Annotated in this window: 28 protein-coding genes and 1 tRNA gene; 5 read left to right on the top strand and 24 right to left on the bottom strand. The window is 64.6% G+C overall.

The features are described from left to right. Window positions 1-4: 4 nt before the first annotated feature. The 9 genes from flgH to D575_RS0108345 form a co-directional block, all read right to left on the bottom strand. Window positions 5-703 (bottom strand): flagellar basal body L-ring protein FlgH, encoded by a 699-nt coding sequence (gene flgH / locus D575_RS0108385; protein ID WP_018145469.1) that lies wholly within the window; start codon window positions 701-703, stop codon window positions 5-7. Window positions 704-707: 4 nt separating this feature from the next. After that, entirely contained in the window at window positions 708-1,496 is a 789-nt protein-coding gene (flgG, locus tag D575_RS0108380; protein ID WP_018145468.1) for a flagellar basal-body rod protein FlgG, read from the bottom strand. A 45-nt stretch (window positions 1,497-1,541) separates the two neighbouring features. Further along, window positions 1,542-2,282, bottom strand: a complete 741-nt coding sequence (gene flgF, locus D575_RS0108375; RefSeq protein WP_018145467.1) for a flagellar basal-body rod protein FlgF — start codon at window positions 2,280-2,282, stop codon at window positions 1,542-1,544. A 32-nt stretch (window positions 2,283-2,314) separates the two neighbouring features. Beyond that, window positions 2,315-3,559 carry a flagellar hook protein FlgE gene (gene flgE / locus D575_RS0108370; RefSeq protein ID WP_018145466.1) on the bottom strand — a complete coding sequence of 415 codons (1,245 nt, stop codon included), beginning with the start codon at window positions 3,557-3,559 and terminating at the stop codon, window positions 2,315-2,317. A 43-nt stretch (window positions 3,560-3,602) separates the two neighbouring features. Next, the gene (locus tag D575_RS0108365) at window positions 3,603-4,277 is read right to left on the bottom strand and encodes a flagellar hook assembly protein FlgD (protein ID WP_018145465.1); all 675 of its coding nucleotides are present in this window, start codon (window positions 4,275-4,277) and stop codon (window positions 3,603-3,605) included. A gap of 10 nt (window positions 4,278-4,287) precedes the next feature. After that, on the bottom strand, window positions 4,288-4,707 hold the full coding sequence (gene flgC / locus D575_RS0108360) for a flagellar basal body rod protein FlgC (protein ID WP_018145464.1): 420 nt from the start codon (window positions 4,705-4,707) through the stop codon (window positions 4,288-4,290). A gap of 32 nt (window positions 4,708-4,739) precedes the next feature. After that, the gene (flgB, locus tag D575_RS0108355) at window positions 4,740-5,147 is read right to left on the bottom strand and encodes a flagellar basal body rod protein FlgB (RefSeq protein ID WP_019563558.1); all 408 of its coding nucleotides are present in this window, start codon (window positions 5,145-5,147) and stop codon (window positions 4,740-4,742) included. A gap of 216 nt (window positions 5,148-5,363) precedes the next feature. Beyond that, window positions 5,364-6,179: a protein-glutamate O-methyltransferase CheR gene (locus D575_RS0108350; RefSeq protein ID WP_018145462.1), complete on the bottom strand. Its 816-nt coding sequence runs from the start codon at window positions 6,177-6,179 to the stop codon at window positions 5,364-5,366. Window positions 6,180-6,383: 204 nt separating this feature from the next. Then, window positions 6,384-7,322, bottom strand: coding sequence for a chemotaxis protein CheV (locus tag D575_RS0108345; protein WP_018145461.1), 939 nt, complete (start codon window positions 7,320-7,322; stop codon window positions 6,384-6,386). Window positions 7,323-8,129: 807 nt separating this feature from the next. On the opposite strand from D575_RS0108345, the gene flgA reads away from it, so the two are divergent. From flgA to D575_RS0108325, 4 genes are all read left to right on the top strand, one after another. Next, a complete protein-coding gene (gene flgA / locus D575_RS0108340; RefSeq protein ID WP_018145460.1) occupies window positions 8,130-8,807 on the top strand; it encodes a flagellar basal body P-ring formation chaperone FlgA in 678 nt (225 codons plus the stop codon). A gap of 139 nt (window positions 8,808-8,946) precedes the next feature. Beyond that, on the top strand, window positions 8,947-9,261 hold the full coding sequence (flgM, locus tag D575_RS0108335) for a flagellar biosynthesis anti-sigma factor FlgM (RefSeq protein ID WP_018145459.1): 315 nt from the start codon (window positions 8,947-8,949) through the stop codon (window positions 9,259-9,261). A gap of 15 nt (window positions 9,262-9,276) precedes the next feature. Continuing rightward, a complete protein-coding gene (locus D575_RS0108330) occupies window positions 9,277-9,762 on the top strand; it encodes a flagella synthesis protein FlgN (protein WP_018145458.1) in 486 nt (161 codons plus the stop codon). 82 nt (window positions 9,763-9,844) lie between these two features. Further along, complete coding sequence (locus D575_RS0108325) at window positions 9,845-10,561, top strand: flagellar brake protein (RefSeq protein ID WP_018145457.1); 717 nt, start codon at window positions 9,845-9,847, stop codon at window positions 10,559-10,561. Between the two features lie 84 nt (window positions 10,562-10,645). Here D575_RS0108325 and D575_RS0108320 read toward each other — a convergent pair. The 11 genes from D575_RS0108320 to D575_RS0108270 form a co-directional block, all read right to left on the bottom strand. Next, window positions 10,646-10,722: transfer RNA gene (locus D575_RS0108320), tRNA-Pro, on the bottom strand. A gap of 253 nt (window positions 10,723-10,975) precedes the next feature. Further along, complete coding sequence (locus D575_RS0108315; protein WP_018140933.1) at window positions 10,976-11,332, bottom strand: MerR family transcriptional regulator; 357 nt, start codon at window positions 11,330-11,332, stop codon at window positions 10,976-10,978. Further along, window positions 11,316-11,615, bottom strand: coding sequence for an integration host factor subunit alpha (locus D575_RS0108310; protein WP_018140932.1), 300 nt, complete (start codon window positions 11,613-11,615; stop codon window positions 11,316-11,318). Before D575_RS0108310 ends, D575_RS0108315 begins: the two co-directional genes overlap by 17 nt. A gap of 3 nt (window positions 11,616-11,618) precedes the next feature. Further along, window positions 11,619-13,979 (bottom strand): phenylalanine--tRNA ligase subunit beta, encoded by a 2,361-nt coding sequence (pheT, locus tag D575_RS0108305; protein ID WP_018145456.1) that lies wholly within the window; start codon window positions 13,977-13,979, stop codon window positions 11,619-11,621. After that, window positions 13,979-15,007 (bottom strand): phenylalanine--tRNA ligase subunit alpha, encoded by a 1,029-nt coding sequence (gene pheS, locus D575_RS0108300; protein ID WP_018145455.1) that lies wholly within the window; start codon window positions 15,005-15,007, stop codon window positions 13,979-13,981. The genes pheT and pheS overlap by 1 nt, the downstream gene beginning before the upstream one ends. A gap of 189 nt (window positions 15,008-15,196) precedes the next feature. After that, on the bottom strand, window positions 15,197-15,556 hold the full coding sequence (rplT, locus tag D575_RS0108295) for a 50S ribosomal protein L20 (RefSeq protein WP_018145454.1): 360 nt from the start codon (window positions 15,554-15,556) through the stop codon (window positions 15,197-15,199). A 20-nt stretch (window positions 15,557-15,576) separates the two neighbouring features. Then, entirely contained in the window at window positions 15,577-15,774 is a 198-nt protein-coding gene (gene rpmI, locus D575_RS0108290; protein WP_017942014.1) for a 50S ribosomal protein L35, read from the bottom strand. 370 nt (window positions 15,775-16,144) lie between these two features. Continuing rightward, window positions 16,145-16,663 (bottom strand): translation initiation factor IF-3, encoded by a 519-nt coding sequence (gene infC, locus D575_RS0108285; RefSeq protein ID WP_077276933.1) that lies wholly within the window; start codon window positions 16,661-16,663, stop codon window positions 16,145-16,147. A gap of 22 nt (window positions 16,664-16,685) precedes the next feature. Then, window positions 16,686-18,602 carry a threonine--tRNA ligase gene (gene thrS, locus D575_RS0108280; protein WP_018145452.1) on the bottom strand — a complete coding sequence of 639 codons (1,917 nt, stop codon included), beginning with the start codon at window positions 18,600-18,602 and terminating at the stop codon, window positions 16,686-16,688. Window positions 18,603-18,752: 150 nt separating this feature from the next. Beyond that, window positions 18,753-19,739 (bottom strand): MBL fold metallo-hydrolase, encoded by a 987-nt coding sequence (locus tag D575_RS0108275; RefSeq protein WP_018145451.1) that lies wholly within the window; start codon window positions 19,737-19,739, stop codon window positions 18,753-18,755. 162 nt (window positions 19,740-19,901) lie between these two features. Beyond that, entirely contained in the window at window positions 19,902-20,606 is a 705-nt protein-coding gene (locus D575_RS0108270; RefSeq protein ID WP_018145450.1) for a TVP38/TMEM64 family protein, read from the bottom strand. Between the two features lie 60 nt (window positions 20,607-20,666). On the opposite strand from D575_RS0108270, the gene D575_RS0108265 reads away from it, so the two are divergent. Further along, the gene (locus tag D575_RS0108265; RefSeq protein ID WP_018145449.1) at window positions 20,667-21,653 is read left to right on the top strand and encodes a serine/threonine protein kinase; all 987 of its coding nucleotides are present in this window, start codon (window positions 20,667-20,669) and stop codon (window positions 21,651-21,653) included. A gap of 22 nt (window positions 21,654-21,675) precedes the next feature. Here D575_RS0108265 and D575_RS0108260 read toward each other — a convergent pair whose 3' ends face one another. The 4 genes from D575_RS0108260 to D575_RS0108245 all read right to left on the bottom strand — a co-directional run bounded on the left by D575_RS0108260 (window position 21,676) and on the right by D575_RS0108245 (window position 24,533). Continuing rightward, window positions 21,676-22,098, bottom strand: a complete 423-nt coding sequence (locus tag D575_RS0108260; protein WP_026182093.1) for a hypothetical protein — start codon at window positions 22,096-22,098, stop codon at window positions 21,676-21,678. A 447-nt stretch (window positions 22,099-22,545) separates the two neighbouring features. Then, a complete protein-coding gene (locus tag D575_RS0108255; protein WP_018145447.1) occupies window positions 22,546-23,316 on the bottom strand; it encodes a DUF2063 domain-containing protein in 771 nt (256 codons plus the stop codon). Beyond that, complete coding sequence (locus D575_RS0108250; protein ID WP_018145446.1) at window positions 23,309-24,193, bottom strand: DUF692 domain-containing protein; 885 nt, start codon at window positions 24,191-24,193, stop codon at window positions 23,309-23,311. The genes D575_RS0108255 and D575_RS0108250 overlap by 8 nt, the downstream gene beginning before the upstream one ends. Beyond that, complete coding sequence (locus D575_RS0108245; protein WP_018145445.1) at window positions 24,183-24,533, bottom strand: hypothetical protein; 351 nt, start codon at window positions 24,531-24,533, stop codon at window positions 24,183-24,185. The genes D575_RS0108250 and D575_RS0108245 overlap by 11 nt, the downstream gene beginning before the upstream one ends. Between the last annotated feature and the right edge of the window lie 12 nt (window positions 24,534-24,545).

Genomic DNA, 24,545 nt, shown 5'->3' with positions numbered 1-24,545 from the left:
CGGGTCAGAAGGGCCAGATCGGGCTGTTGAAGAAGCGCGTGATCCACCCGGGTGTGTTGCTGTCCGCCAGTACGCCGGAACCGCCGTAGTACACACGGGCGTTGGCCACCTGGGTGGAAAGCACGGTGTTGTTGGTCGTCACATCCACTGGGCGCACGATGCCGCGAAAGCGCACGTACTCCTCGCCCTGGTTGATGCCCAGCCATTTCTCGCCCTGCACGACCAGGTTGCCGTTCGCCAGTACCTCGGCCACGGTCACGGTGATCTCGCCGTCGAGCTGGTTGCTCTGCGAGGAGTCCCCGGACCCGTCGAAGTCCCGCGAACTCGAGTTGCTCGCCCCAAACAACGGGCGACCGTTGAACGTGGCATCGCGGCCGAAGGCCGAGAGATTGCCCAGCTCCAGGTTGGAATCCTTGCCGGTGGAAGTCGACGCCGACTTCTGCGCGTTGGTGCTCTCCGCCAGGATGACCGTCAGGATGTCGCCGACATTGCGCGCCTTGTAGTCCTCGAACAGCCCCTGGGAGTGGGCGGCCTGGTAGATGCCGCCATTGTTCTGTGACTGCGGGACCGGCTGCGCCGGCATCACCGGCTGGTACTCCGGGTTGTCGTCCGGCTTGGTCGTCTGAGTGGCGGCGCAGGCGGACAGCAGCAATGCGGCGGTCACGGCCAGGGCCAGGCGGAGAACGGTTCCGAGGCGCGTCATCAGATCACCCGATGGTCTGGTTGACGAACTGCAGCGACTGGTCGGCCGCGGAGATCGCCTTGGAGTTGACCTCGTAGGCGCGCTGGGTCTCGATCATGTTCACCAGCTCCTCGGCAATGTTCACGTTCGAGGTCTCCAGTGAGCCCTGCACCACGGTGCCGGTGCCGTTCAGGCCCGGCAGGGACTGCTGCGCCACGCCCGAGGCCGCAGACTCGCGGAACAGGTTCTCACCCACCGCCTGCAGACCGGCCGGGTTCACGAAGTCCGCCAGCTGGATATTGCCCAGCTCCACCGGTGCGGCCTGCCCCGGGATCTGCGCGGTCACCGTGCCGTCCTTGCCGATCGAGAGGGACTGGGTGTCCTCAGGCACGAACAGGCCTGGCTGCAGCGGGTAGCCATTGGACATCACGACCTGGCCATCCGAATTCAACTGGAAGCTGCCGTCCCGGGTGTAACCCACATTTCCGTCCGGCAGCAGGATCTGGAAGAACCCGCGGCCCTCGATGGCCATGTCCAGCGAGTTGTCCGTCTGCTGCAGGTTGCCCTGCTGGAACATCTTCTCGGTGGAGACGGCGCGCACCCCGGTACCGATCTGCAGGCCCGAGGGCAGCTGCTGATCCTGAGTGGCCTGGGCGCCCGGCTGGCGCACGGTCTGGTAAATCAGGTCCTCGAATACCGCCCGGTCCTTCTTGAACCCGGTGGTATTCACGTTGGCCAGGTTGTTCGAGACCGTCGACATGCGCGTGTGCTGCGCGTCGAGGCCGGTCTTGGCGATCCACAGTGCCTGGTTCATGGTGTTCTCCTGTTTTCTCTCAAGTGCCGCGCGAGTCCCGGGAAATTACCCGAGGCCCAGCAGGCGGTTGCTGCTTTGTTCCAGCGTGTTGGCGCTATCCATCATCTTCACTTGCATCTCGAAGTGGCGGGACAGCTCGATCATCCGGGTCAGCGCCTCTACCGTGTTCACGTTGCTGCCCTCCAGCATCCCGGAGACCACGCGCACCTCGGCATCCGCCGGCGCCTCGCCCCCTTCCGCCAGGCGGAACAGGCCGTCATCCCCACGCTGGAGCTCGTCGGTGTCCGGGTTGACCAGGCGGATGCGTTCCACCGCCGCCAGGGCCTCCGGACCCACGCCCAGGGGGCGCACGCTGATGGTGCCGTCGGTGCCGATCTCGATCTGCTCCGCCGGCGGGATGGCAATCGGACCGCCATCCCCCAGTACCTGGTGACCCTGCGCGGTGCGCAGCAGCCCGAAGGCATCCACATGCAGCGAGCCGGCGCGGGTGTAGCCTTCCTCCCCGTCCGGGCCCTGCACCGCGATAAAGCCTTCGCCCTCGATGGCGATATCCATGTCGCGGCCGGTGCTCTGCATCTTGCCCTTGCTGAAGTCCACCGCATCGTTCCCGATCTGGGTGTAATCACGCGAGGCATGGCCCGGCCCGCGCACCGGCAAGGTGTCTGCCGTAGCCAGGGCCTGGCGGAAGCCGTCGGTATTGGCGTTGGCCAGGTTGTGGTTATTGATGGCCTGTGCGTGCATCGTCTCCTTCGCACCGGACATCGCGATGTACAGAAATCGATCCATGCTCAAGCCCTCTTCAGCGTCTCATCCGCGACTTAACGGATGTTGATGATCGTCTGGGTGACCTGATCGGCCGTGGAGATCGTCTGCGCGTTCGCCTGGAAGTTGCGCTGCGCAGTGATCAGATTCACCAGCTCCTGCGCGATATCCACATTGGAGGCCTCAAGTGCACCGGCCTGTACGGAACCTAGGTTGCTCGACCCTGGACGATCCAGTCGCACGTCACCCGCCGCGAAGGTTTCGGCCCAGTTGTTGTCACCTAGCTGTTCCAGACCCTGCGGGTTGGGGAAATTCGCCAGCGCCAGCTGGCCGAGAACCGAGGACTGACCATTGGTGAAGCGCGCGAACACTACACCGGTCTGGTCGATATCGATGCCGGTCAGCTGGCCGGAGGCGAAACCGTCCTGATTCAGGTCGTTCACCGAGAAATCACCACCGAACTGCGTGGTCCCGTCGAAGTTGATATCGAAGACCAAGTCATCCGCGCCGTCCAAGCTACCGCCCGGGACGGTGAGGCCTTCCGCGGGCGGATCTACACCCACCAGCTGGCCATTGACATCGAACTCCAGACCCAACGGCCCTGAATCACCACCCCCATAGTTAGCGAGCTCCTCCAAGTTTCCATCGTCTCGCCGCACCGCAACATGGGCATTCCACTCGTTCTGGGCAGTCTTCACGAAGTAGAGGTTGGCGTCCCGCGCAATACCTAGGGAGTCATACATGGTGAGCGAGGTGGAGAAGTTGTAGGTCTCCGGGTCATCGAGAACGAAATCGTCCGGATCGTCACTCAATGTCGCCGCATCCGAACGCAAGTTAATCAGTGCCTCAAGGTTTGAGGTGGCCTGGGGAGCGGCCGTATCGGTTTGCAGACGCAGATCTCCGAGATTGGTCCCACCAGCCTCGTCATAGCCACGCAGACGTAGCCCCTGGTTGTTCACCAGGTAGCCGTCGCGATCGACCTGGAAGGCTCCCGCCCGGCTGTACACCGTGCTGCCCTGGTCGTTCAGGACGAAGAAGCCCTCGCCGTTGATGGCCAGGTCCAGGCCGTTCTCGGTGAACTCGGTCCGGCCCTGCGAGAACTGCTGGGTCACCGCCTGCAGGCGCGTGCCGGAACCGATCGCCGTCTGGCTGATGCCGCCGAAGCTCTGGGCAAACACGTCACCGAATTCCGCCCGCGAGCGCTTGAATCCGGTGGTCCCCGAGTTGGAGACGTTGTTGCCGGTGGTCTGCAGGTCGGCCTGGGCCGCGTTCAGTCCGCTCAATCCGATATTGAAGGGCATGGGGTGTTTCCTCCGTTAGGGTTCGTTCGACGCGCGCCGGTCGTTAGCCGCCAATCCGCCGTACATCCGAAAAGCTGATCTCGCCCAGGCCTTGCACGGTCAGTGCCAGCCCGGAATCATTGCCCACCGCGACGCTCTCCACGCGGGCATCCAGGAAGGTATCCACGGCCTCGGACTGAGTCCCGGAGCGGGCCGTGGCCTTAAACTCGTAGACGCCCGGGGGTGCGAAGGTCCCGTCGTCGCGCATGCCGTTCCAGCTGAACTCCTGCAGGCCGCTGCCGGCGGCGCCCAGGTTCATGCGGCGGATGCGCTCGCCGTTCGGGCTGTACACGTCGATCTGCAGCTCCTCCGTGGAGCGATCCAGGTCCACCGCACCCTTGACCATGCCGTCCGGACCCAGCTCGCCGAATTCGACGGGAACCAGCACGTCCTTGCCTACCAGGGAGGCCGCCTGCAGCGTCTGGTTCTGGCCCAGCGACTGCGCCAGCTGCTGGAAGGATTTGGACAGCTCCTCGATGCCGGTTACGGTCGAGAACTGCGCCATCTGGCCCAGGAAGTCGCCGTTGTCCATCGGCTCCATCGGATCCTGATTCTCCAGCTGGGTCGTCATCAGCTTGAGGAAGTCGGACTGGCCCAGGCGGTCCATGTCCTTGTCCTGTTTCTGCTCGGGGCGCGAGAGGCCCAGGCGATCCAGCAATTCGGGGGATATCTGTGTCATCGATGGCTCCCTAGCCTTGACCGATCTGCAATGTGCGCTGGAGCAGCTGACGCGAGGTCTCCATCACCTCCACGTTGGCTTCGTAGTTGCGCGAGGCGGACATCATGTTGGCCATCTCCTCCACCACGCTGATGGCCGGACGGAAGATGTAGCCCTCCTCGTTGGCCTGCGGGTGATGGGGTTCGTAATGCGCATGCGGCGCCGCCTGCGACTCGGTCACGCCGGCCACCCGAACGGCCGTCGACGAACCGTTCGGGTTTGCCTGGTCCATCACGCTCTGGAACAGCACCTGCTTGGCGCGATAGGCCTCGTCGGGGTTGGTCGCGGCGGTGTTCGCGTTGGCCAGGTTCGAGGCCACGGTGTTCAGGCGCACCGACTGCGCCGACAGCGCCGAGGCGGAGGTATTGAACAGGCTGAAGAGGTTGCTCACGACATCGATCTCCCGATCAGGTCCGCGTCACGTTAGCGATCGCCCCTAAGGGCTTCGCGGATGCCGGAGACCCGGCGATTGAGGAATTCCAGGCTGCTCTGGTATTGAACGGCGTTCTCGGCAAAGGCGGCCCGCTCCATCTGCGGGTCCACCGTGTTGCCATCCAGCGACGCCTGCGAGGGGACGCGGTAAAGCGCCTCGACCTGCCCGTTCATCGCGCCGGCGTTGGGGTCGAGATGCGCCGCCTGGCTGCGCGCCATGGGCAAGCTATTGCCGCCGCCGGCCGCGGATTCGAGCACCGCACGAAAATCGATATCCCGCGCCTTGTAGTTCGGGGTATCCGCGTTGGCGATGTTGGAGGCCAACAGCTCCATGCGCTGCGCCCGCACGTTCACGGCCTGCGGAGAAATACCCATCGCCTTGTCGAGAGAGAGACTCATCGCTTCCGTCCTGTCCGCCCGCGGCGGACCCTCGCTTGGAGAACGGGGCGCACCGATTGCGACCCTTCGCAGGGGGACTGATGCAATCGTTATGCCATTCTCGAGCGGCGTGCCGCAGGGGCGCAGGCACAGCGGGCAGCCAGGGGAAGGGATGGAACGATTCGCCGCCCGCATTGCACGGGCGTTCCCGGGAATCAGCCCCGGGGCTGGATTACGTCAGGACTTCAGACGAAGTACCGAGCCGTACTCGGTTCGTACGGTTTCGAAAGCCTGGGTATAGGGCCCTGCGGTCTCGGAAGCGCCAAGAAACAGATACCCGCCCGGATTCATCTGCCGGGCGATAGCGTCAAGAACCTGTCGCTTGGTGTCGCCCGAGAAATAGATCAGCACGTTGCGGCAGAACACCAGGTCGAACTTGCCCAGCGCCGCATAGCTGTCGATCAGGTTGAGCTTCTGAAAGCGACAGCGCCGCTGCACATCCGGGATCACCTTGTGGCCATCCGCGACGGTCTCGAAGAAGCGCGCGCGCCGGCTCTCGCTGAGCCCGCGCACGATGCTCAGGCCGTCGTACACGGCCCGCCGCGCATCGTCCAGGATCTTCTCTGACAGGTCCGTGCCAAGAATGGAAACCGGTACCTTCCGGGCCGGCCGCGATTCTTCCCATTCCGAGACCACCATGGAGATCGTATAGGCCTCCTGCCCACTGGAGCAGCCCGCGGACCAGACCTTGATGCTGCCTCCCTTCGCGGCCAGTTCCGGCAACAGCACGTGGCGCAGGATCTCGAACGGAAAGCCATCGCGGAACCAGGACGTCTCGTTGGTCGTCATCGCATCGATCACGCGGGTGCGCAGGCGCGGATTCGGGGCCTGCCGCATCGCATGCAGCAGTTCCGGGACGCTCTTGAAGTCGAACTCGTCGAGCAGCCGCGACAGACGACTGGAAACCAGGTACTGGCGGCTGTCACCCAACACCAAGCCGCAGCAGTCCTGCAGGAAGCGGGAGAACTCCTCGTAGTCGCGGGAATCGATCACCGAGTCATCCCTGAGCGCTGTCCATCGTGATTAGGCATCCTGATGACGAATCCTTGACCGGGGCCTCTTGGCCGGAAAACCGGGGTGACCCCGAAGATCGGGTCGAGTATACGGCGTCGCGCGCATGGCACCATACACACCGAGTGGCGGCCACCCGTCGCCGCTCCGGGCTTGCCGGGCGGCAACGCGGTTCCGCCCGACCGGTCATTCGGCCTGCTGACTCTCGCGCCCGGTCTGATCCAGTACGGCATTGGCCAGCTCATCGGGATTGAACTTGGAGAGAAAGGCATCCGCGCCCGCGCGCTTGACCATGTCGGTATTGAACTCACCGCTCAGCGAGGAGTGCAGCAGCACCTTCAGGTCCTTCAGCGCGGTGTTGTCCCGGATGCGCGCGGTCAGGGTGTAGCCGTCCATGCGTGGCATCTCGATATCCGAGATCACCATCTCGATCTGGTCACCCACCGGCCCTTCCGCGGCCTTCTGTTCAAGGAAATCCAGTGCCTCCTGGCCATCCTTGAAGACGTCGTATTCGAAACCGAGGCCCTTGATCGCGCCCTCGATCTGCTTGCGCGCCACCACCGAGTCATCGACGATCACGACCTTGCGCCCGCTGGCCTCTCTGGCGTTCTCGCGGATGGATGGCGAGACCTCGCTGGGCAGCGGATTGACGATGGAGAGCACCCGTTCGACGTCGATGATCTCGACCAGCTTGTTGTCGATCTCCGTGACGGCCACCAGGAAGGATTCGCGTCCGGTTCCGCGCGGGGGCGACTTCACGTCTTGCCAGTTCACGTTGACGATGCGGTCCACCGCCGACACCCAGAAGCCCTGCACCGAACGATTGAACTCGGTGACCACCACTTTCTGCTCCCCGTTGTCGACCGCCCCGACGCCGCCACGCAGGCCCATCGCTCGCGCCAGGTCAATGATCGGCACGGTACCGCCACGCAGCGACGCCACCCCGCGCACCACGCTCATGGAGCCGGGAATCTGACGCAGCGGTGGCGACGGAATCACCTCGCGGACCTTGAAGACATTGATCCCGAAGGTCTGCGACCCGCCCAGATGGAACAGCAGCAGCTCCATGCGGTTCTGCCCCACCAACTGGGTTCGCTGATTCACATCGTCAATGAATTGACTCATCGTGCCGCTCTCCTTGCCCCGATTGCTCTAGGGAAACACTGATTAATGTACACGCTCGCGCTCGAGTCGCTTTTGCGTGCGAACAAGGCGCGGCGACTGCCGTGCAGTCATTCTGCACAAGGGAGCCGCAACGCCGTGCGCACGCAAAAGCGGCCGAGCCCCTGCTTTTCAAAGGATTGTGGGGTTGGTACCCCAGGTTCCCCGATCCTGCGTTGCGCCGCTTGCGGGTAGAACCACTACCCGCTGCACGACGCGCCTTGTCTCGGGGAACCTGGGGTACCAACGCGAGTGCGTACATTAATCAGTGTTTCCCTAGGCACCGGACAGGCCTCAAAGGCCAAGTGTGCACCGCGCAACCCCGGCCTGTCATTTGCATTTGCGTGCATGCGCCTTCTGACGCCGCCTCATGGCCATAACGGCCGCCCGCGACGGGCCTTGAATGCGCGCGCGGCGCGAGATGCCCATTCATTGGCACGACATCTGCATGTTTTTGCGTACTGAAACTGCACGCGACTCGCTCGACATCGACGCAAGATCCGTCAAACCCGAGCCATTCGCGCACAGTCCGACGCCCGCACCGAACTGGCTGCGCAGGACAGGACCAAACAGGACCGCGACATGAACCAGCGCCGACCCATTTCAGAATTTTCTTCCGCTGCCAGGGAGACGCTGATCCGTTCGCTCGTTCGCGTTGGGGCCTCATTCGTTCCAGGAAAAGGCGGGCCCTCCGGTGCCTCGCCAGCGAGCGTGATCGCCTCGAACGCAAATGTGCGAAGCATTCCGCGTCTCCTTGCCGGAGTCGCCCTCTTGTTCATCCTGGTACTGCTGTCTACCAGCGTCCGGGCCGAAGTCCACCCGGTTGACGACATTCGTCACGCCGCCGAGCAGTTCCTGATTCAGGAACTGGGCGTTACCGATACCGAGAAGGATGTTTCCATCGAGATTGGCCAGCTCGACAAGCGTCTGCGCCTCGTCCCCTGCACGGACGGCCTGGAAGCGCGTTTCCCACCCGGCGGTCGGCGTGACGGCAACACCGCTGTCCATATCCAGTGTGCCGGCCCGGTGACCTGGCAGTTATACGTGCCGGCGACGGTCGAACGTTACGCCGAAGTGCTGGTTGCGAACCGTACCCTGCCGCGCCAGCACACCCTCTCGGCGGGCGACCTGCGTTTCCAGCGAATCGAGACCTCGCGCCATGCCGGCAGTTATCATGAGGAAAAGAATGCCCTGATCGGCCAGCAGACCCGGCGCAGCATCCGCCCGGGTCAGATCATCGGAACGCAGCACGTGAGCCCGCGCGAGATCATCAGTCGCGGCCAGCGGGTTACCATCCTGGCAGAGAACGGCTCGATCGCCATCCGCATGCAGGGCGAAGCGCTGGAGAACGGGACGCTGGGCGAGCGAATCCGCGTCAAGAACGCATCCTCCGGGCGCGTCGTCGAAGGCGAAATCCAGGCCTCCGGCCACATCCGGGTAGCGCTTTGAGGCCTCGACCCACCAGGCACGCCAACGATCTTCGAAGCGGACTGTGAAGCCCGTTACACTTTTCCGCCCCCGAGGCCTACAGTTTCAGCAACGCTGGCCGTAAACAATTGCAGCACAGTTACAACAACAGGAAGGCATCATGGATATCAAGGGCCTCAATACGAACAGCCTGCGCCCCGACAACCAGAACCCCGGGGTAAAGGGTCGCGACGAGTCCGCCAACACGGCAAGCCGTGCCCCGGCCTCCGGTAACGCATCGACGGCAAACAATGATTCGGTCACGCTCACCGGGGCCGCCCAGGCAATGAATGCCGCGGCCGGCGCGGGCGACACCGCCCCCTTCGACGCCGCCCGCGTTGCAGAACTGCGCGAGGCGATCTCCAGCGGCAACTATCCAGTGGACAACCAGCAGCTGGCCGATCGCATGATCGACCTCGAAAGCCTGCTGCGCTAACCCGGTCTATCGCCCATGAATGCCGACGCGCACCATAAACTGCAACGCTCGCTCGAGACCTCAATCCGGCTGGCTCATCAGCTGGAAGAGAGTCTGCTAAAGGAGACGCGCGCGGTCGAAGCGCGCCAACCCGATACGCTGCAGGACGTGGTGACCGGCAAGCAGACCCTGCTGCATGAACTGGAAACCGAGACACGCAACCAGCAAGGCCTGGTCGAGGCCGCCGGCGAGGCCTTCAGCCCCGAGGGCGTCGCGCGCCTGTTCTCGAAGATGGACGATGGCGTCGTACTGAACGACCTGTGGCAGGCCCTGCGCCAGTCCATCGAACGCTGCGACACTCTGAATCAAGGCAATGCGCGCCTGATCGACCGTGACCGCCAGCGCGTGGAACTCTCCATGCAGATCCTCCGCGGCGAGGAAACCGGCCCCGCGGCCACCTACGACCCGTATGGCCGCGCCCGGCCCGGAAACCACGGCGGACGCCAGATCACCCAGGCCTGAGAGCCCGGTCCTGGTGGAGGCTGGCTTTTCGCGGCATCCACCAGTACCTTGCGTCCTCACACCTTCCTAACACTTCGGACGCATGGACGACACGGACTATACCGTCGATAAGCCGGACCGGATTGCCGGCATCCTCAAGGACCTCGACCACAAGCTCACCGTCGTGAGCGTTCGCGTGGATACCGACGGCCCCCTGTACACCTCGGCCCTGGTCCGTCTGGACCCAGCCGCCAAGGAACTCTTTCTCGACGAGCTGACCCCGCCTCGGGCGCACCAGCAGGTTCAGGCCGGCATGGACTTGCGCGTATTCGCGGCGCTGCGCGGGGTTGCAGTACGATTCGGCACGCATGTAACACGCATCGAGCAGGAGCAAAAAGGCGCGCTCTACGTCTGCACCTATCCGGAAACTCTGTACTACCTGCAACGCCGCGAAACGTTCCGCGTGCACATCCCGATGGCCCAGCGGCCTCAGATCGAACTCCATGCAAAGGCCTGGAAGGATCCCGTGATTGGCGAGGTTGCCGACCTCTCTGCCCAGGGCATGTGCATCGAGTTGTCCACCACCCTTCTGGATGCGCTTGAGGACCAGGCGAACCTGGCCTTCGAGAACCTCTTGCTCCCCGATGTCAGGGAACGCCTTTCCGGGGACCTGCGGCTGGCCAACCGTCGCCGCAGCACGCGTGATGGCTTCGAGTTTGCAGGCTTCGAGATCGTCGGAATGACCCAGTGGATGGAACGCCAGACCAACATCGCCCTGCTCCATTACCAGCGCGAAGCGCGCCGCCGCTCGATGGATTGAGCCTGCGCCCAGGCGACGCCGCAACCCGCAACTCCGAACACAAAAAAAGGCCGCTTAAAGCGGCCTTTTTTGATCGTTCCTGTTTGGTCGGGACGGCAGGATTTGAACCTGCGACCCTCTGCACCCCATGCAGATGCGCTACCAGACTGCGCCACGCCCCGAAGCCGCGAACTATATCCGATTCCCCGCCTTCACGAAAGCATCGGCCACCCCATTGCTGCGAGATCCGTGCGGACCATTCGTGCCACGTACGCCGAGAATGGCGCATTGATGCGATTCGCTTCGCTCGTCGCATCCTACGCGGGTTCCCGCCTGCGTTACCGTAAATCCGATTCAGCTCTGTAGGATGCGACGAGCGAAGCGAATCGCATCAACACGACGTCCCGAAAGCCACCCACCCCCTGGGTCCGGGCCTCAGGCGCGCAGTACGCGCAGAACCGACTCAAGCTCCGAGATGGTGTCCTGGATGATCTGCTGGGCCTGCTGACGATCACCTTTGGCTTCGTCGCCGGAGAGCTTCTGACGGGCACCATTGATGGTGTAGCCCTCTTCGTACAGCAATGCGCGAATCTGACGGATCAGGATCACGTCCTGGCGCTGGTAGTAGCGACGGTTGCCGCGCCGCTTGACCGGCTCCAGCATCGGGAATTCCTGCTCCCAGTACCGCAGCACATGCGGCTTGACCTGGCACAGCTCCGCGACTTCGCCGATGGTGAAGTAGCGCTTGCCCGGGATGGCGGGCAGTTCCTGGTGGTTACTCGCCTCCAGCATAGCTCTCTACCCGCTCGCGCAGTTTCTGTCCCGGCCGGAAGGTCACCACACGACGCGCGGAGACCGGAATCTCTTCGCCCGTCTTGGGATTGCGCCCTGGCCGCTGGTTCTTGTCACGCAGGATGAAATTCCCGAACCCGGAAAGCTTCACGCCCTCGCCGGTCTCCAGCGACTGCCGCATCTCCTCGAAGAACATCTCGACGAATTCCTTGGCCTCGCGCTTGTTGAGACCCAGTTCCTCGTTTAGCGCGGCGGCGAGATCCGCCTTGGTTACAGCTGCCATCGGCTATTGTCTCAAGGTTGCGTTGAACCGGGCCTGGAGATGCTGCACCACCGCGTCGGTGACGCCAGCCACGTCCTGTTCGCCTAGGGTGCGATCAAAAGCCCGTAAAATCAAGCCCAAAGCCAGGCTTTTTTCGTCCGGATTCAAGCCTTTGCCCTGATACACATCGAACAGGCGAACATCCTGCAGAAGCTCAAGGCCCAGTTCGTCGATGGCCGCCAGCACATCGCCCGCCGCCACCGACTCGGCCACCACCAGCGCCAGATCCCGACGGATGGACGGGTACGGCGACAACGGCGTGAACTGCGCCACCGGGGCGCGCACCACGGCGGTCGCGTCCAGATCGAACAGGTAGACCGGCTCCACGTCGAAGCGCTCACACAGCGCCGGGTGCAGGCGCCCGACCCAGCCGATCGGCTGGCCGTCGACCAGCACCCGTGCGGATTGCCCGTCATGCAGCGCCGGATGACGTTCCGCGCGAAAGCCGAGCGGGCCGGCGACGCGTTCGCACAAGCCTTCCACGGTGCCCTTGGCGTCGAAGAAATCGACCTTCTTCGCCTCGCCTTCCCAGGCTTCGGGAGCCACCCTCCCACCGAGCAGGCCGGCCAGTCGCGGCTCCTGCCGCAGACCGGACGCATCCGGCACAAAGCGCAGGCCATGCTCGAACAGGCGCAGGTCCGATTGCTGGCGCGCCTGGTTGTAGGCGGCGGTGGTCACCAACCCGGGCCACAGTCCCGGGCGCATCACCGCCAGATCGGACGAAATGGGATTCGCCAACGCCAGCGGTCCCACGTCCGGGTAGAACGCACTGGCGGCCTCGCGAGCGATAAAACTGAAGCTGATCACCTCATGGAAGCCCTGGCGGGCAAGCCCGTTGCGCAGTGACCGCAGACCCGACTCCGGCGTCACCGGCGCAACCGGCTTCGGGAGTGTCTGCGGCAGGGCGTCATAGCCGTGCACCCGGGCCAGCTCTTCGATCAGATCCTCCTCGCGTTCGAGGTCGAATCGGGCCCGCGGCGCGCGTACCGACCAGCCGCTCTCGCTTGTCTCGATGCGGCAGTCCAGTGCCTCCAGGATCCGCTCGACCTCGGAAGCCTCTAGGGTCACCCCGAGCAAGCGCTGGACACGATCCGGGCGCAGGACGATCGCCTGTTCCGCATGGGAGGCCGGCGTCGCGCCCACTTGCTCGACCGGGCCGCACTGCCCGCCGCAGAGTTCCAGCAGCAGCTGGGTCGCGCGTTCCATCGCCTGCGGGACCAGGGTCGGGTCGACACCCCGCTCGAAACGGTGGGAGGCATCGGTATGCAGGCCGTGGGCCCGCGCCCGACCGGCCAGGGCGCGCGGTGCGAAATGCGCACATTCGAGGATCACGCGGGTGGTGCTGGCATCCACCGCGCTGGCGGCGCCGCCCATCACTCCGGCCAGCGCCAGGGGGCCGTCATCACCCGCAATGACCAGATCCTGCGGCGACAATTTCACCGTCTGGTCGCCTCCGAGCAGCGTCAGGGTTTCCCCCTGTTTGCCCTGGCGCACCTGGATCGGGGCGCCCGTGCGATCGGCATCAAAGGCATGCAGTGGCTGGCCCAGTTCCAGCATCACGTAGTTCGTCACATCCACGATCGCGCTCAGCGGGCGTACCCCGGCACGGCGCAGGCGTTCGGTCATCCACAGCGGCGTCGCGGCCTTGGCGTCCAGGCCCTCCAGGACCCGGGCGGCATACAAGGGGCAGGCCTCCGGGTTTTCGATGATCACGCTCACCCGGGCATCGCTGGCGACGTCCACGGCCGGCATGGCCGGGGCATGCAGCGGCCGGTCCAGCAATGCCGAGCACTCCCGCGCAATCCCGCGCATGCCCAGGCAATCGGCCCGGTTCGGCGTCAGGTCCACTTCCAGGATGGTATCGTCCAGCCCCAGCGCCTCACGCAGGTCCTGACCGGCCTCCAGCGTCGTCGGCAGCGACATCAGGCCTTCGGCATCATCCGTCAGGCCAAGCTCGCGAGCGGAGCACAGCATGCCCTCGGAAGCCACGCCGCGCAGCTTGGAGCGCTTGATACGGAAATCGCCGGGCAATACCGCACCGACCACCGCCACCGGCGCCCGCATGCCTTCATGCACGTTGGGCGCGCCACAGACGATGGTCAGCGGCTCCACCTCTCCGGCCTCGACCCGGCACACGCGCAGGCGATCCGCGTCCGGGTGCGGCTCGACCGCCACCACGTGGCCCACCCGCACCCCACTGAACGCGGGCGCCGCCGCTTCCATCGCATCCAGTTCCAGACCCGCCATGGTCAGGCGATGGCCGAGTTGTTCCGGGGTCTCGTCGATCTGCAGCCATTCCTGCAGCCACTGCACACTGATACGCATTAGCCTGTCTGCCCGAATTGCCCGATGAAGCGGATATCGTTGTCGAAGAACAGCCGGAGGTCGTTCACGCCATGCCGCAGCATCGCCATGCGCTCGACCCCCAGGCCAAAGGCAAAGCCGGTGTACTGCTCGGCGTCGATCCCCACATGACCCAGCACGTTGGGGTGCACCATCCCGCAACCCATCACCTCCAGCCAGCCGGTGTGGCTGCAAACGCGGCAGCCGTCACCGCCGCAATGCACGCACTGGATGTCGACCTCGGCCGACGGCTCGGTGAACGGGAAGTACGACGGCCGAAAGCGCGTGGCCAGATCGTCCCGATCAAAGAAGGCCTGCAGAAATGCACTCAACACGCCGCGCAGATCCGCGAACGTGATGTCCGTATCCACGCAAAGCCCTTCCACCTGGTGGAACATCGGGCTATGCGTCAGATCCGAATCGCAGCGATACACGCGCCCTGGCGCGATCACGCGAAGCGGCGGGCGCTCCTGTTCCATGGTGCGGATCTGCACCGGCGAGGTATGCGTGCGCAGCACGCGGTGCGCATCAAAGTAGAAGGTGTCGTGCATCGCCCGCGCCGGGTGATGCTCGGGGATGTTCAGGGCCTCGAAGTTGTGGAAGTCATCTTCCACCTCGGGGCCCTCGGCCACGCGAAAGCCCAATCCAGCAAAGAAGGTCTCGATGCGTTCCAGGGTTTGTGTAATGGGGTGCAGCGCGCCATCGGCCTGACGCCGCCCCGGCAGGGTCACGTCGACCTGTTCGCCCGCCAGCTGTTCCGCCAGTGCGCTCTGCGCCAGGGCCTCCTTGCGTGACTCGATCAGGCCGGCGACCTCGGTCTTGGCCTCGTTCACTTTCTGCCCCGCCGCCGGCCGTTCCTCCGCCGGTAGCTTGCCCAGCTCCTTGAGCTGTGCCGTGAGTGCGCCCTTCTTGCCGAGATAGTGCACCCGGACCTCGTCCAGCGCCTTCAGGTCCGTGGCCCCTTCGACGCGCTCGCGCGCCTCGGCGACCAGCTGTTGCAGTTGTTCCACGACTTCCCCCGACTGGTACGGGCCTCCCCGGCCCCCTATTCGCCTGCAAGGCAGTGGCCCGCACTCGGGGGCCGCTGCCTTGCAGGCGCCTCGTTTCCTGTTCCCGAAACAAAAAAGGGAGGGCATCGACCCTCCCTTCTCGGGACCCGCCGGCACACCGCCGGCGGGCAGTCCTTCAGGCCCTGCGCCTCAGGCCGGCAGTGCAGCCTTGGCCTTCTCCGCGATCTTGCCGAACGCGGTCAGGTCGTGCACGGCCAGATCGGCCAGGGTCTTGCGGTCGATATCGATCTCGGCCTTGTTCAAACCGTTCATCAAACGGCTGTAGGAGAGATCGAACTGACGGGCCGCCGCATTGATGCGGACGATCCACAGCGACCGGAACTGACGCTTCTTCTGGCGACGGTCACGGTAGGCATACTGACCGGCCTTGATGACGGCCTGGTTGGCAACGCGGAAGACGTTCTTCCGGGCGCCGTAGTAGCCCTTGGCTTGCTTCAGGACTTTCTTGTGACGGGCGTGAGCGGTTACACCGCGCTTGACTCGTGGCATGTCTCGATTCCTCGGTCAGTTCAACGGTACGGCAGCAGCTTGCGCACGGCCGGGGCATCCGACTCGTGCACCATCGCCGGACTGCGCAGGTGACGCTTACGCTTGGTAGGCTTCTTGGTCAGGATGTGGCTGCGGTGCGACTGGAACCGCTTGAACTTCCCCGACCCGGTACGGGTGAAGCGCTTGGCCGCACCCCGATTGGTCTTGATCTTCGGCATTACTCTCTCCGGCATTTTGGGCCGTACCCACTGCGGGCCGACCGTTTATGAAAAAGCGATACGGGTATGCGGAAACCCGATCGCCCTTGGGATACGCTGGTCGATATACACGTGCGCGCTCGAGTCGATTTTGCGTGCTGACAAGGCGCGGCGACTGCGGTGCAGCATTCTGCACAAGGGAGCCGCAACGCCATCAGCGCGCAAAATCGGCCGAGCCCCTTCGGGGTTGGTGCTTCATTTTCCCCGATCCTGCGTTGCGCCGCTAGCCGGTAGAACCACTACCGGTCTGCGCGCCGCGCCTGGTCTCGGAAAAAATGAAGAACCAACGCGCTCGTGTATATCGGCCAGTGTATCCCATCGTCTGACGGACTTACTTCTTCTTGCCCGTCAGCACCATGATCATCTGGCGTCCTTCCATCTTCGGCCGCTGTTCCACGATCGCGATGTCGGCCATGTCTTTCTCGACCTTGTCGAGCAGCTCGCCACCCAGTTCCTGGTGGCGCATCTCGCGCCCGCGGAAGCGGATGGTCACCTTGCCCTTGTCACCGGCCTCGATGAAGCGGCGCAGGTTGCGAAGCTTGACGTTGTAGTCGCCCTCGTCCGTACCCGGACGAAACTTCACTTCCTTGATCTGGATCTGCTTCTGCTTCTTCTTGGCTTCCTGCGCCTTCTTCGCCTGCTCGAACTTGAACTTCCCGTAATCCATGATCCGGGCCACGGGCGGCTCGGCATTCGGCGAGATCTCGACCAGGTCCAGACCACCTTCCTGGGCCATTTCCAGGGCCTCTGCAGTGCTGCAGACACCGCGATTCTCGCCTTCGGCGTCGATCAGTCGGATCTGCGGACTCGTGATCTGATCGTTCAGGCGGACCGTTTTCGCTGCGCTAATAGCCTTCTCTCCAGTTCAGGGTTCAGTGTTGGCGACTGCCGACCTCCTCCCGGAGGCGTTCGCCGAAGTCCTCGAGGCGCATCACGCCGAGGTCTTCCCCGCTCCGCGTACGCACCGCCACCTGCCCATTTTCCATCTCCTTGTCTCCAAGGACCAGCAGGTACGGCACGCGCTTGAGCGTGTGCTCGCGAATCTTAAAGCCGATCTTCTCGTTTCTCAAGTCGGCCTCGACCCGGAACCCCATCGCGCGCAGCGTCTTCGTGACCTCGCGGGCGTATTCATCCTGCCTTTCGGTAATGGTCAGCACCTCGGCCTGCACCGGGGCCAGCCACGCCGGGAAGTGTCCGGCATAGTGTTCGATCAGCACGCCGAAGAAGCGTTCCACCGAGCCTAGCAGCGCGCGGTGGATCATGATCGGACGGCGTCGCTCGTTGTCCTCGGCGACGTATTCCATGTCGAAACGCTCGGGCAGATTGAAGTCCAGCTGCACCGTGGAGCACTGCCATTCGCGGCCGATCGCGTCATGGATCTTGATATCGATCTTCGGACCGTAGAAGGCACCGCCGCCCTCGTCCACCGAATAATCCAGGCCCTTCTTCTCGATCGCCGAGCGCAGCGAAGCGGTCGCGTGTTCCCAGATTTCATCCGACCCGACCGCATCCTCGGGCTTGGTCGACAGGTTCACGTCGAACTTCTCGAAGCCGAAGGTCTGCAGAACCTCGAGGGTCAGGTCGATCACGCCCATGACCTCGGCCTCGATCTGGTCCTCGCGGCAGAAGATGTGGGCATCGTCCTGGGTAAACCCGCGCACGCGCATCAGCCCGTGCAGCGCACCGGACATCTCGCGGCGGTACACCGTGCCCATCTCCGCCCAGCGCAGCGGCAGGTCGCGGTAGGAATGCAGCCGGTCCTTGTACATCAGCACGTGGAACGGGCAGTTCATCGGCTTGAGCTGGAAGGACTGGTGCTCGTCCTCCATCGGCTCGTACATGGACTCGGCATAAAAATCCGCGTGGCCGGAGGTCTTCCACAGCTCCAGGTTCGCGATATGCGGCGAGACCACGAAGTCGTAGCCGGCCTTCTCGTGCATGTCGTACCAGTACTTCTCGATCTCGCGGCGGATGCGCGCGCCCTTCGGGTGCCAGAACACCAGGCCACCACCGGCCTCGTCCTGGATCGAGAACAGATCCAGTTCCTGACCGATCTTGCGATGATCGCGGCGCTCGGCCTCCTTCAGCCGATCCAGATGCTCCTTCAGCTGGTCCTTGTTCGGCCAGGCGGTACCGTAGATGCGCGTCAGCATCTCGTTGTCGGAGTCGCCCCGCCAGTAGGCACCGGCCACCTTGGTCAGCTTGAAGGCCTTCAGCTTGCCGGTGGACGGGATATGCGGGCCCCGGCAGAGATCGACAAAGTCGCCCTGCTTGTACAGCGAGATGTTCTCCCCCTGCGGGATGCTCGCGATGATCTCGGCCTTGTACGCCTCGCCCATGTCGCGGAAGTACTTGACCGCCTCGTCGCGATCCATCAGCGAGCGCTCGACTGGCAGATCCTGCTTGGCCAGCTCCTTCATGCGCTTCTCGATCTTCTCCAGATCCTCCGGCGTAAAGCCGCGGTCATAGGCGAAGTCGTAGTAGAAGCCGTTCTCGATGGTCGGGCCGATGGTCACCTGCGCGTCGGGAAACAGCTGCTTGACCGCCTGCGCCATCAGGTGCGCGGTCGAATGCCGGATGATCTCCACCCCTTCCGGGTCGCGGTCGGTCACGATCGCCAGCGCGGCGTCTGTGTCGATTTCGTGGCGGGCATCGACCAGTTCGCCATCGACCTTGCCGGCCAGGGTGGCCTTGGCCAGGCCGGGACCGATGTCCTTCGCCACGTCCAGCACGGTGACCGGGTGATCGAACTCGCGGCGGCTGCCGTCGGGGAGGGTTATTGCGGGCATTGCGAGGCTCCTTCGCCGACCCATACGCGGGGTCGAACGTCGCGTATCAGAAATTTGGAGTTGCCGGAAACGACAACGGCGCGAAGCATACCATGTGCCCCGCGCCGTCGGCAGATCTCCCGGGCTGTGGCCGGGATTACCGTGCGGTTGTTACATGTTGCCTTCGATGAACAGGTAGGTCCGGTTCACGTTCGGGCGGTGCCAGTCATCGTAGTGGCGCAGGTGCTTGAACTGTTCCAGATCCGCCAGGCGGTCGACCACCTCGTTAAGCGATTCCCAGTCCTCGATGCCAGCCGTCACCTCGCGCACCAGGAGTTCCAGGTAATCGCCGGTATCCTGGCGTGCCTCGGCCATGTCGGTCGCGCGGCCGTGCCCCGGCACGACGATCTCCGGATCGATGGATTCCAGGTGCCGGAAGGCCTCGAGCTTCTCCACCGGGTTGCTGAAGGGATGGATGCCCAGCATGCGCTCGGTGTAGACGATGTCACCGGTAAAGACGACGTCCTCGCCCGGAAGGTGAACCATGATGTCGCCCGGGAAGTGGGCATCCCCGGCATAGATCAGCTCGAAGTCCACACCGCCCACGGTCAGGGTGTATTCATCGGCATCGATGGGGTTCGGTGCCGGAACCGGCTGGGTGCCCTCCATCGCCTCTTCGCCCACGGAATTGGCCAGCGAGGCGATCTGCCCCTCCCCGCGATCGGCCTGGGTGCTCGCGGTCCGCTGCAGCGCAACCAGCTCCGCCCCCTGCTCGTGGAAGTAGCCGTTGCCCAGCCAGCGGTGGTCCTGGCTGCCCACCGAGATCACGTGCGTGATCGGCTTGTCGGTGACCCCGGCAATCGCCTTCTCCATGCGCTGGGCGACCTGGTAGCTCGGCCCCGAATCGATCAGCACCACGCCTTCGTCGGTTACCACGAAGCCGGTGTTGTTGGTGAAACCGAGATTGGCCGGCGTGCGGTTCTCGAGCGAGCCGTAAAAGTAATGAACCCGGTCGGTCAGCTGAATCGGCTCCAGCACCTTCTCGATCGGACGATCCAGCGACGCTTCCTCCGCCTGCACGGCGGCCATGCCGAAGCCCATCAGGCCCAGCGCGAGGAAGGCCACCTGACCCTGGCGCAACAAAACATTCAATGTCATGGAAAACTCCTTGTGTCGTTCGCGCCCCGAGTCGGACAGCGCACGCAATATGTGACGGGATCGTTCGTTGAACTTCGAGATTGTGTCCGGCGGTGCGCGCTCCACGGCCGCCTCCCAACGGTAAACCCTATTATATACGCGATGGCAGATACTGCGTGCGTCTTAGTCCGCGCCCGGGTTCTCCAATCGACCCCGCCTGCGGCGCACGGCATTCACCAGCCACCGCGCCAGGAGCGGAAACAACCCCGTGGCAACCAGGGACAGGACCAGCACCGGCGAGAGAATGCCCTCGATGCCATCAAGCCGCCCCAACTGCGTCCCGGCATTCGCGAACACCGCCGTGGCCGGCAGCATCCCCACGAGTGATACCCAGAAATACGTCCAGATCCGGATCGGCAACAGGCCCATCCCGGCGTTGATCAACAGGAACGGGAACACCGGAATCATCCGCAGCGCGAACAGGTAGAACGCGCCCTCGCGCTCAAAGCCCGCATTGATGCGCCCAAGTTGGTTCTTGTAACGACGCTGAACAGCATCGCGCGCCAGCGCCCGCGCCACAACAAAGGTCAGGGTCGCCCCCAACGTCGAAGCCAGCGACGACAGCACGGTGCCCCAGACCACGCCAAACAGGGCACCGCCGGCCAGGGTCATCACCACGATCCCCGGCACCGAAAAGGCGGCCACCACCATGTACAACAGGAAGAACACCCAGGCCGTGACGAACGGGTGCGCGACCCGCCAGTCCTCCACCTGCAGGCGCGCGACCTGCAGGGTCTCCAGATCCAGACCCGGGCCCATCGCAACCACCAGCCAGACGGCGACGAGACCCACCAGGGCAACAACCAACCCCCAGTAATAGCGATTCAAGCGCGACTCCTCGCGGTCAATTTGCCGGAACGATGCGCGGCAAACCCGTACACTGCAAGCATGCATGCACATCCGTACGACGAACTGAAACCCGGTGTCATCCTCGACGCGGTGGAAACGACCGGTCTGCGCTGCGACGGGCGCCTGCTGGCCCTCAACAGCTACGAGAACCGCGTCTACCAGGTCGGCATCGAGGACACCACACCGGTCATCGCCAAGTTCTATCGACCGCAACGCTGGACACCCGCCGCCATCCGCGAGGAACACGGCTTCAGCCAGGAACTTGCAAGCCGCGAGATCCCGGTAGTCGCCCCTCTGGCCGATCCTCAAGGCGAAACCCTGCACGATCACGCCGGGTTCATGTTCGCCGTCTACCCGCGCTGCGGCGGCCGCGCACCGGATCTGGAACAGCGCGACACCCTGGTCCGCATCGGCCGCTTCATCGCGCGTATCCACGAGGTCGGACGCGCCGCACGGTTCCACGAGCGACCGGTGCTCGATCCCGTCCCGCGTGGCGAGGAGGCGCGCCAGGCCGTGCTCGCCTCCGGCTATCTGCCCCTGGAGCTGGAATCCGTGTACCGCGATCTCAGCGCCGACCTGCTGGGGCGGATCCAGCGTGACCTCGACACGATCGGACCGGTCCCGCAGCTGCGCCTGCACGGCGACACCCACCCCGGCAACATCCTGTGGACCGACGACGGCCCGCACTTTGTCGATCTGGACGACGCCTGTACCGGCCCCGCCATGCAGGACCTGTGGATGTTCCTGTCCGGCGAACCGCCCGAGATGGCCTGGCAGATGCAGGCCCTGCTGGAAGGCTACGAGACCTTCGTACCGCTGGATCGCCGCCAGCTCGGCTTGATCGCCCCGCTACGCACCCTGCGCATCCTGCGCCACGCCGCCTGGCTGGCCCGGCGCGCCGACGACCCGGCCTTTGTCGACGGCTTTCCGATCTTCTACACGCCGCGCTTCTGGGAGGATCACATCCTGACCCTGCGCGAGCAGGCCGCCGCCCTCGACGAACCCGCCCTCGACCTCGGTTACTGAACCCCCGCCCCCAGGCCCGCCCTCACCGCAGGTTCCGGATCAGCTCCAGCACCGAGTCGCGAGTATCGTCGAGGGCGGCCAGCAGGGCCTCCTCGGCCTCGCGGGCGGATTCGTCACCGGCATTCAGGTGCTGCGCATGCTGCGCCCAGGTGGTGTGCAGATGAACGCCGTGCGCCGGCAGCGGCTCCGGCAATACCGAGGTCAGGTCGCGCACGCTGGCCACCCGCCCCCAGCCCAGGATCCAGGTCTCCGCATCCCCGACCCCACCCGGCGAGGTGGTTTCTACCGGGTGAAAATAGCGCCGGTACAGCACCACCTGCTGGAGCTCGTTAATCTCGCGCGTCAGCTCGAAGGACGCCTGACGCCAATTCCGATGCAGCTCCGAGGTCTCATTGCGCCAGGTGTTGTAGCCCAGGGACGAGAGTGCGATCAGCAATGAAATAATCGCGACGCTGTGCCGACGCAGCTGGGCCCGTATCCGGTGGCGGCGAGGCACCCGACGGACATCCCCGCCTGGCGTTCGACGTCCGATCCCCTGCCGGATCGACTCGACCCATTGATTCAGCATGCTTCGCATTGGCTGCCGCTCCACTGAAACCACTGCTTCCTGTTTCAGTAACTAGCGGCCGCCCTGGGCTTTGGCCATGCACGGAAGTCCACGTCTGCGACGCGCGCGTCCAACCCCTCTCCAGACTAGCAATGACGTTCGGCCAGCCGCCGGGTCGTAGGATGGGATGAGCGCAGCGAATCCCATCAAGGGACTGGCACGACCCGGGAAAGGGTGCGTTTCGCTGCGCTCAACGGCACCCTGCCGCGGCGGAAGGGTGCCAACCCATGGGAGAACGTTCCCTGCAATTGGCTGAAGCTCGTTGCTAATCAGGACCCCTCTTGATCAGGAGGCCACGCAGTCAGGCCGGGTCCCCACGATGGCGCCCAGCCCGCGGTAGTGCTCCAGCAACTGACGTCCACTGGCCACCAGTTCATCGGTGGCCTCCAGCCCGAAATCGCCGGCCACCCGGCGGATCTGTTCATCGCCGGTCGCCGGTGTCTCGATCACCCGCCACAGTAGCCGGGCGCCGAGCGGGTTCAGCTCGGCAAACCGCACCCGCTCCTCCCCGGTGCGGTACGCCAGCAGGTAGGTGGGCACCTCTCCCGGTTGATCCGGCTGGAAGTCGGCCCCGATCCGATGCACCGGGTACTCGTAGGCCAGCAGCCGCGCGGCCTTGGAAAACACCGGAACCTGAATCATCAGGTCGCCATCCGGCTCGACTTCCGGGGGCGGCGTGGCATCCGCATAGACCAGTTCGGTCTCCACCCGCTCGTAGTGGGCCAGCTCGGCCAGGAAGGGCAGATCGCCGGGCTGCGCCGGGCGTTCCTCCGCCAGGTAGCGCACGAACTCCGCCGCCAGCTGCGGAAAGTACGGCGTTTCGCTGCCATGATCGCGATAGAAGTCGCGTACCAGCTGTTCCCAGGCGGCCGCCTCCAGCAGTCCCCGCAGGACCGGGAACCCCCTGGCCAGCAGGTTCGCCACGTTGTTGAAGAAAAGACGCCGGTAGATCGCCAGGCGCCGGCTCTCGATCCCCTCTGGGGGCGGATAGCGCTCCGGGTCGCGCAGGTGACGCGCAAACGCCTCCTGCACCTGCTGGAAATCCGCCTCAGGCATGCAGGATCCGCTCCTCCTGGCCCGCGCGCGCCTGCAACTGCAGGTCCCGGATCCGGTCGGTCTCGGCCAGCAGTTCCTCCAGCGGCGGAAAGTTGAAGTCACGCTCGAGCAGGGTCGGAACCGGCCCGATGCGCGCATAGGTGGCCTCCAGCAGCGCCCAGACATCCGGGCAGATCGCCTGGCCGTGGGTGTCGACGCGCAGGTCCGGGGCCTCCTCCTCGTGCCCGGCGATATGCAGGTAGCGCACTCGCTCCAGCGGCATCGCATCCAGGAATTCAGTCGGCTCGTAGCCGTGGTTGATGCTGTTGACGACGATGTTGTTCACGTCGAGCAGGAGGTCGCAGTCGGCCTCCTCCAGCACCGCGCGCACGAAGCTGATCTCGTCCAGCTCCGCCCCCACCGGGGTGTAATAGGAGACATTCTCCAGCGCCATCCGGCGCCCGAGGATGTCCTGCACCTGGCGCACGCGATCGGCCACGTAGTGCACCGCCTCCTCGGTAAACGGGATCGGCATCAGATCGTAGAGATGCCCCTGGGCGTCGCCACAGGCGGAGAGATGCTCGCTGTAGTCCTCGATCCCGTGGGTATCCAGGAACGCACGCAGGTCCTGCAGGAAGGCCTTGTCCAGCGGGCGCGGCCCGCCGATGTCGAGAGACAGCCCGTGGCAGATGAAGGGCTGGGCCTCGGTATATTCGCGAAAGATGCGGCCCAGGCGTCCGCCCAGGTGCATCCAGTTCTCCGGTGCCGCCTCGAAGAACCCCAGGCGTTCCGTCGCCTCCGGGGCCTCGGCCAGCGGGCCCAGCAGGGCCCGCCGCAAGCCGAGCCCGGCACCGCTAACGCGGGCCGGGTTGGCAGGGTGGACGACCTTAGCCGCCACAGGTCCCCTCGCCACAGGCGCCTTCGGAATCCTTCTCGTCGCCGTCCGAGCCCCCGCAGGTGCCCTCGCCGCAGCTGCCTTCACTGTCCTTGGTATCGCTCGCGCCGCCGCAGGTCCCTTCACCGCAGCTGCCTTCGTTGTCCTTGGTTTCGGCCGCCCCACCGCAAGTACCTTCACCGCAGGCACCCTCGGCCAGCATGAGCGCCGACTGCCCGGACTGCTGGTACCCGTGATTCAGATCGGCCGATGCGAACACCGGACTGGTCGCCATGGCCATGCCGATTGCCGCGCTGCCGACGGCGCCGGCCAGGGTCTTGGTGGAAAACAGATCGTTCTTCATGGTCTTACTCCT

This window comes from Thioalkalivibrio sp. AKL6 (genome assembly GCF_000376905.1).
Lineage (GTDB): Bacteria > Pseudomonadota > Gammaproteobacteria > Ectothiorhodospirales > Ectothiorhodospiraceae > Thioalkalivibrio > Thioalkalivibrio versutus.
The sequence above is the reverse complement of the archived record's forward strand: the minus strand, read 5'-3'. Positions and strand labels throughout refer to the sequence as shown.

Excerpts from the sequence above, each read along its gene's own strand:
- flgM (WP_018145459.1), top strand. The coding sequence starts at position 8,947 with ATGGATATCAAGGGCCTCAATACGAACAGCCTGCGCCCCGACAACCAG.
- rplT (WP_018145454.1), bottom strand. The coding sequence starts at position 15,556 with ATGCCACGAGTCAAGCGCGGTGTAACCGCTCACGCCCGTCACAAGAAA.
- flgH (WP_018145469.1), bottom strand. The coding sequence starts at position 703 with ATGACGCGCCTCGGAACCGTTCTCCGCCTGGCCCTGGCCGTGACCGCC.
- D575_RS0108325 (WP_018145457.1), top strand. The coding sequence starts at position 9,845 with ATGGACGACACGGACTATACCGTCGATAAGCCGGACCGGATTGCCGGC.
- thrS (WP_018145452.1), bottom strand. The coding sequence starts at position 18,602 with ATGCCCGCAATAACCCTCCCCGACGGCAGCCGCCGCGAGTTCGATCAC.
- D575_RS0108265 (WP_018145449.1), top strand. The coding sequence starts at position 20,667 with ATGCATGCACATCCGTACGACGAACTGAAACCCGGTGTCATCCTCGAC.
- pheT (WP_018145456.1), bottom strand. The coding sequence starts at position 13,979 with ATGCGTATCAGTGTGCAGTGGCTGCAGGAATGGCTGCAGATCGACGAG.
- D575_RS0108315 (WP_018140933.1), bottom strand. The coding sequence starts at position 11,332 with ATGCTGGAGGCGAGTAACCACCAGGAACTGCCCGCCATCCCGGGCAAG.
- D575_RS0108345 (WP_018145461.1), bottom strand. The coding sequence starts at position 7,322 with ATGAGTCAATTCATTGACGATGTGAATCAGCGAACCCAGTTGGTGGGG.
- D575_RS0108245 (WP_018145445.1), bottom strand. The coding sequence starts at position 24,533 with ATGAAGAACGATCTGTTTTCCACCAAGACCCTGGCCGGCGCCGTCGGC.
- D575_RS0108255 (WP_018145447.1), bottom strand. The coding sequence starts at position 23,316 with ATGCCTGAGGCGGATTTCCAGCAGGTGCAGGAGGCGTTTGCGCGTCAC.
- D575_RS0108310 (WP_018140932.1), bottom strand. The coding sequence starts at position 11,615 with ATGGCAGCTGTAACCAAGGCGGATCTCGCCGCCGCGCTAAACGAGGAA.
- flgG (WP_018145468.1), bottom strand. The coding sequence starts at position 1,496 with ATGAACCAGGCACTGTGGATCGCCAAGACCGGCCTCGACGCGCAGCAC.
- flgB (WP_019563558.1), bottom strand. The coding sequence starts at position 5,147 with ATGAGTCTCTCTCTCGACAAGGCGATGGGTATTTCTCCGCAGGCCGTG.
- flgF (WP_018145467.1), bottom strand. The coding sequence starts at position 2,282 with ATGGATCGATTTCTGTACATCGCGATGTCCGGTGCGAAGGAGACGATG.
- flgE (WP_018145466.1), bottom strand. The coding sequence starts at position 3,559 with ATGCCCTTCAATATCGGATTGAGCGGACTGAACGCGGCCCAGGCCGAC.
- D575_RS0108365 (WP_018145465.1), bottom strand. The coding sequence starts at position 4,277 with ATGACACAGATATCCCCCGAATTGCTGGATCGCCTGGGCCTCTCGCGC.
- D575_RS0108275 (WP_018145451.1), bottom strand. The coding sequence starts at position 19,739 with ATGACATTGAATGTTTTGTTGCGCCAGGGTCAGGTGGCCTTCCTCGCG.
- rpmI (WP_017942014.1), bottom strand. The coding sequence starts at position 15,774 with ATGCCGAAGATCAAGACCAATCGGGGTGCGGCCAAGCGCTTCACCCGT.
- D575_RS0108330 (WP_018145458.1), top strand. The coding sequence starts at position 9,277 with ATGAATGCCGACGCGCACCATAAACTGCAACGCTCGCTCGAGACCTCA.